Raw genomic sequence first — 6,229 nt, 5'->3', positions numbered from 1 at the left:
ATTTGCGAAAGACCTTGTTTCAAATTGTCAGTACGCACCTGAAACGCTCTCCACAGGACGAGCCGGTATACCAATTTCTTGACCGCAAGCGTGCCGAGGGTAAGCCTTATCTTGTTTACATGACCGCCGCTGCGAACAAATTCCTGCGCATTTACCACGCCAAAGTCAGAGACCATTTGAACGCTTTGGAGCAAATGCACTCGAATACATAGTCAGTCTCTGGATTTCACTTATTCAGGTGGGCGCATATTGTGGCCGCCTTTTTGTTATACTCTTTTTTCTACACTGAATTTTCTTGAATTTGGGGCTTGACTTTTGTTAGCAGGACTCCATTTAGATGATAGCAGGATATCGTTTCATTCAAATCAGGTTCAAGTAAAATCTTGATGATATCTTTCGAGGACTGGAGAAGCGTCCGGCTTTTAGAATGCAATTCCCGCAGCGCGCCCACCGGCGCAAGGTGACTGGATGCGGCAACCGGGCCGACGGCCCGGTTGCCCGTGCGCTTCTAAACGGTCTCATTTTGCAGTTTAATTAGTATCCTGGTGGGGGCGATGAAAGGGCGGACGCTGTGCAAAAAAAAGTGCGCGCCCGCCGAAAAAACTGGCGGGCGCGCATGCGCTCAGAGTATTAAAAAAATGGTGCAGCCGCAAAAAACATTCTCTTTTGCGTCCGCGTTGGTTGCACTCGCAATATCGGGCCCATACGGCAAATAGGCTGCCGCACTGGCGGGTGGCCCGCCTTGCCCTTCATGGACTTTGTCCGCCTGTGGGCCGGCTGCGCCTTGCTGTGAATACGGGACGCTATTTGCAAAAATCTTTTTTTCGGAATCGCGCTCGCAGCAAAATCAGCACTCCCCACGAAATGGAGAGCGTGGGCATGCAGGCGAGCAGAACGGCCCGGAGCGGGGGAATGTCTGAAAAACAAATCGGGCCAAAGAAAATCATAAAGGTGATCACCATCAACAACACCAAAATAATTCTTTCTTTTTTGGTGTTGGGCGGCGTGAAAAAGATTTTGGCCAAATCCATTTTTACGATTTCCTGAGCCTGTTTTTTCATAATAAAGACCTCCCGATGGTCTGTTCGGCGATTTCAGCCAATCTTCCGGAATGGATGAAATTTCGCAGGAATTCAATGTGCGGGTGTAGAAAGACATCCTGTTCAATGGTGGGTACATGCCGGCCGATTTCGGCCAGTATTTTAGCGGTGACCGGGCTGCGCGCGAGGGAGGAATCGAGAAACACCTGCGACTCATACGCGGAAAGCAGCTCGATCGCCAGAATGTATTCCAGCTTTTCGGCAATTTGAACCGATTTTTTCGCGGCGTTGTAGCCCATTGCCACGTAATCCTCCTGATTGCCGCAGGTGGAGGTGTTGTCGATGGTACAGGGGGTGGAGAGTACCCGCATGTCGTTTAAAAGACCCGCCTGTGTATACTGGGGGATCATCAGCCCGGAATTCAGGCCCGGATTTTTGATCAGGAACCACGGATTGCCGGACAGCGTTTCGTCGATCATGCGGTTGTTGCGGCGTTCCGACATCTTGGCGAGGCACGTCGCCGCGATGCAGGCGCTGTCCATTTCGATGCCGACGTAGGAGGAATCGGGGTTGCAGGCGGAGATCACATCCTCCTCGCCCGGCTCGCTCCAGATGATGGGATTGTCGCAGCAGGAGTTGATCTCGATTTCAAGGGTTCTGCGGGCGTCCAGCAGAGTTTTTCTGGCGGCCCCATGCAGCTGCGGAACACAGCGAAGAGAGAGCGCGTCCTGAACACGGGCGTTTCGGCAGTGATCGATCACCTCGGAGTCCGCCAGAATATCGCGGATATTGGCGGCTGTGTCGCGCTGCTGGGGGTGCGGGCGAACCCGCATGACTCTGTCGTCGTAGGCCCGGATCAGCCCTTTGGAGGCTTCTAAGGTGATTGCGGCGATCACGTCCGCCGCTTTGGCGGCGCCCAGCAAATCATACAGGGCCAGGGAAGCCAGCGCAGTGGCGGAGGTAGTTCCCGAAATCAGCGCGAGCCCTTCCTTTGCGCAAAGCTCGATCGGCTCGATCCCGGCCTCCTCCAGCGCCTCGGCCCCCGGGAGCAGCCGGCCGTCAAAGTAGGCCTTGCCCTCGCCGAGCAGCACCAGCGCCATGTGAGCCTCCGGGCAGAGGTAGCCCACGGAGCCCTCCCGGGGAATCCACGGCACCAAATTGCGGTTCAGAAATTCGCGGTATTTTTCCAGTATGGCCAGCCGCACCCCGCTGTATCCCCGCCCCAGATTTTGCAGAACCATCAGCATGGTAGCGCGGGCCTGCTCCTGTGTGAGGGGCTCGCCCACGGAGGTGGAGTGCGAAAGAATAATGTTGCGCTGCAATTGGGATGTCTCGTCCTTCGAGATCGCTTTTGTGCAAAGAGCCCCGAAGCCTGTGGTAACACCATACATAACGCGATTCTGGTCTACCCATTGTTGCACCAGGGCCCGGGAGCGGTTGACCCGCTCCCGGTACTCCTCAGAAAATTCCACCCTGGCGCCGTGGCGCGCCACGCTGACCAGATCCTCCAGCGTAATATCGGGCCCCAGCGTAATGCTTTTAAGATAAGGCTTCTGCACGGGATTGCTCCTTTCCGGCTTCCTGGTCGGTTTCTTCGCTTCCTTCAATCAAATCCTCGCTGTCTACAATATCCTTCTTCGTCTCCTTATCCAGAAAGAACACCTTGAACGTAGACGCTACCTGAAGCACGAACACGAACAGAACGGCAAAGCCGCCGCAGGCCGCAAGGTATTTGACACCGTCAACGCCCTGCTCGCCGCCGCCGAACGCCACCATGATTGCGGAAATGACGCCGATGGTGACACCCCAGAGAATTTTGAGCCACGTGGCCGGCTCTTCGTCGTGGCGCGCGCCCTTTGTGCAGATGGAAGAAATGGTGGTTGCCATGCCGTTGGCCGTATTGGCATACTCGGCAATCAGCGTGACGATGACGATGGGGATAAATACGGCGCTCAGCGGGATGTGCTTTAAGAATTCCCACATTCCGGCCACGGCTCCGTTCTGCTGAATCACAGAGACCATGTCCGCCACGCCGGTGGCCTGCCATTCGAGAGCGGTGGCTCCCCAGATGCTGAACCACACGATGCTGAAAACAGCGGGGGCGATCCAGTTGACGACCAGGAACTGGCGGATTGTGCGGCCATAAGAGATTATGGCGAAGAAAATGCCCATCAGCGGCGCGTACGCAATCCAGATGGCCCAGTCGTACATCGTCCACCAGGTGACCAGCGCTTCGCCGCCCATCACATAGGGATCAAGGCCCCAGGACCAAAAATGATCCAGCCAGTAGCCCATGCCGACGTTCATCATGTTGAGAATGTACAGGGTCGGCCCGATTAGGATGAGGGCTGCCACCAGAGCGTAGAAAATTTTTGAGGTGAGGTCGGCAAGCCATTTGATGCCCTTGTCGATTCCCTGAACGGAAGAAATGGTGAAAGCCGCGGTGATGACTGCCGCGAGGACAAACCAGAGAACGGGGCCCTGCGCAATGCCGTACGCCGACTGCAGGCCGCTGCCTATCAGCGCAAGCCCCGCGCCGAGGGAAGAGGCCAGCCCAAGAACGATGGCCAGAACAGAGAGGGTGTCGATTACGTCGCGCGCCAGGCCCTGCGTTACCTTCGGCCCGAACAGGGGGGTGAGGGAGCCGGAGACGGAAAGCTCCTGACCGCGGTTATAGTATAAATACCCGATGATGACTCCCGAGAGAGCGTACATGGCGTAAGGGATGAACGACCAGTTGTAGAACACGCGGCCCATCGCAAAGAACGACGCTTCGGGCGAGCCGGGCTGAATGCCCGAGGCGGTGAGCTCGCCGTAAATATTGCCGTAGTAGATCAGCGGCTCGTTGGCGCCGTAGGTGATCAGGCCGGTCGCGATGCCGGCGGTAAGTATCATGGCGAACCAGGACGCGAAGGAATATTTTGCCTTGGCCTTCGGGCCGCCGAACCGGATTTTTCCGATTCGGGAGAAGCACATGATGGCGATCATGACGAGAGTGAACATTGCGACCAGCTGGTAGAGCCATGCGAAGTTTTTCAGCGACCATTCAAAAACGGTATAGGTCGCAGAGGTTAGCCACTCGTTGTTTACGAGCCCGAGAATGGCTGCGCCGCCGGTGATGACGAACGAGGGGATGAAAACGCCCATTTTCAGAGGCTTTTTCTGTGTGGTATCGGTTTCTTTCATTCTGTTTTCCTCCTTTTTATCATGGCCTGGGTACCATCGGTTCGTATCCGCAATTTTTTTATTCCTTTGGTACCGGGCCTTTTTTGCTAGCAATAAGAATATAGTAGCATATTCCGTGCCAAGTAAAAAATACAAAAAAAAACAGAATCCTACAGAAAAAATCCGCTGTTTAAGCCACTTTTGCGGTAAAGTAAAAAAGCGACTGTTGGGCCGTTTTCTGCCTTAGCGCCAAATTATTTGGCACCTAGGCAAGTCATTTTGCACTTATTGACCAGCGGAAAGCCTTGTGCTATGATTTGAAGAAAGTGATTTTCCATCATATGAAAACCGGGGAGGTGCCAGTTATGAATATGGCCGATGTCGCCATTGCTCTGGATCGCGAAAAGAGGATTCAATCGTTTGAATGGATGGATATGGCGGCGAAGAGCAGCTGTGCGCATATATGGTCGTCGTTTTTGCACCAGCCGTTCTCCGTTTTATTCCCTCAGGCAGATTTCAGCCGGAACCAGGGAGAGCTGAGCCGGAACGGCGAGCTCTATGACTTTCTTCGCTGGGATTCGGGCAACGGTATGGTCTACTACCTGAAAAAGCATACGGACGTCAATTTTCTCTACCAGTCTGCGCTCGAGAGAGTGACGGACGGAGTACAGATTTATGACAAGGACGCCTGCCTGGTGTATCTGAACGAAAACAGCAGAAAGATTTCCGATATTCCCGACGGCCTGTCCGTGCGGGGAAAGCATCTGCTCGATATGTACGATCTGGACGAGTCCATCAGCACTGTGCTGACGTGCCTGAGAACGGCCGCGCCCGTTTTGAACCGCTTTGATACATTCAAGACCACAACCGGCAGCGGTGTGGCCTCCGTCAATACGGCATACCCGATTTTTCAGAACAAGGAACTGGCGGGGGTAGTGGTTTTTGAGCAGAACCTGGAGGTAATTCAGGCCCAGATCGCCTGGCTGGAAAAGATACGCGCCGCTCTGACGGACCAGGAAGAAAAGCTGCCGCCCGCAAGGTTTTCGGGGTACACCTTCAATAACATTATCGGCACCTCGCAGAAGATTGCGGATGCGATAAACCTTGCCAAACGGGTTGCGGCTCAGAACAGCAGCGTGCTGCTGGTGGGCGAAACCGGAACCGGAAAGGAAGTTTTTGCCCAAAGCATCCACAGATTCAGTCTGAGAAAGGATAAAAAATTCGTGGCCATCAACTGCGCCGCCATCCCCGACACGCTGATTGAGGGAGTCTTTTTCGGCACCCAGAAGGGCGCCTTCACGGGAAGCACCAACTCCATCGGCCTGCTGGAGGAGGCCGACGGCGGCACGCTGTTTTTGGACGAGCTGAATTCCATGAGCCTTTCCATGCAGTCGAAGCTGCTGCGCGTGATTCAGGAGGGAACCTTCCGCCGGATCGGCGGCAGCCAGGACAAAAAGACGGATATCCGCTTTATCTCGTCCTGCAACGAGCCTCCCGCGCAGCTGCTGAAGAACAATGTTCTGCGCAAGGACTTATATTACCGCCTTTCTACCGTGACGATAGATCTGCCGCCGCTGCGGGAGCATCCGGAAGATATTCCGCTGCTGGCGGAGGATTATATTTCGGCGAAGGCCTATAAATACGCGAAATCCATTGAGAGCATCGGCTCCGATGTGATCGCGCTGTTTTCGCGGTATAGCTGGCCGGGCAATGTGCGCGAGCTCCATAACGTTCTGGATTTTGCCCTGAACGTGGTGGACGGCCCGGTGATCGGGGTCGCTCATCTGCCGCGCTACCTGCAGGATACTCAAAAGCCGCAGATGCTTTCCGCCGGGGAGCACCAGGAGGAAAGCTGGCTGCACCAGGATTTGCAGTATACGATAGACGCCTATGAGAGCCAGGTGCTCAGAGCGGTTCTGGAATATTACGGCGGCAATATCACGCGCGCCGCCGACTCCCTTGGCCTGCGCCGCCAGAGCCTGCAGTACCGGATGAAAAAGTACGGGATCATACAGTAGAGCGAA

At 55.0% G+C, this 6,229-nt stretch carries 4 protein-coding genes and 1 pseudogene; 2 read left to right on the top strand and 3 right to left on the bottom strand.

Going from position 1 to position 6,229, the window contains the following annotated elements; all coding sequences use genetic code 11:
• Positions 1–212 (top strand): annotated as a pseudogene (locus G340_RS18410) (IS110 family transposase); the annotation flags it as partial.
• Between the two features lie 591 nt (positions 213–803).
• Here G340_RS18410 and G340_RS0106165 read toward each other — a convergent pair.
• From G340_RS0106165 to G340_RS0106155, 3 genes are read right to left on the bottom strand one after another with little or no spacing between them, the layout of a single operon-like run.
• A complete protein-coding gene (locus G340_RS0106165; protein WP_020072785.1) occupies positions 804–1,061 on the bottom strand; it encodes a hypothetical protein in 258 nt (85 codons plus the stop codon).
• A complete protein-coding gene (locus G340_RS0106160; RefSeq protein WP_020072784.1) occupies positions 1,058–2,599 on the bottom strand; it encodes an HAL/PAL/TAL family ammonia-lyase in 1,542 nt (513 codons plus the stop codon). Before G340_RS0106160 ends, G340_RS0106165 begins: the two co-directional genes overlap by 4 nt.
• Entirely contained in the window at positions 2,580–4,226 is a 1,647-nt protein-coding gene (locus G340_RS0106155; protein ID WP_020072783.1) for a BCCT family transporter, read from the bottom strand. The genes G340_RS0106160 and G340_RS0106155 overlap by 20 nt, the downstream gene beginning before the upstream one ends.
• A 344-nt stretch (positions 4,227–4,570) precedes the next feature.
• Between G340_RS0106155 and G340_RS0106150 the strand changes: the two genes are divergently transcribed.
• Complete coding sequence (locus G340_RS0106150) at positions 4,571–6,223, top strand: sigma-54 interaction domain-containing protein (protein WP_020072782.1); 1,653 nt, start codon at positions 4,571–4,573, stop codon at positions 6,221–6,223.
• Positions 6,224–6,229: the final 6 nt, after the last annotated feature.

Origin of the sequence: Faecalispora sporosphaeroides DSM 1294, assembly GCA_000383295.1 — a bacterium.
Taxonomy (GTDB): Bacteria; Bacillota; Clostridia; order Oscillospirales; family Acutalibacteraceae; genus Faecalispora; species Faecalispora sporosphaeroides.
Note: the sequence above shows the minus strand (reverse complement) of the source record. Positions and strands in the feature narration are given on the sequence as shown.

Coding starts and splice junctions, on each gene's coding strand:
- G340_RS0106155 (WP_020072783.1), bottom strand. CDS start 4,226: ATGAAAGAAACCGATACCACACAGAAAAAGCCTCTGAAAATGGGCGTT.
- G340_RS0106150 (WP_020072782.1), top strand. CDS start 4,571: ATGAATATGGCCGATGTCGCCATTGCTCTGGATCGCGAAAAGAGGATT.
- G340_RS0106165 (WP_020072785.1), bottom strand. CDS start 1,061: ATGAAAAAACAGGCTCAGGAAATCGTAAAAATGGATTTGGCCAAAATC.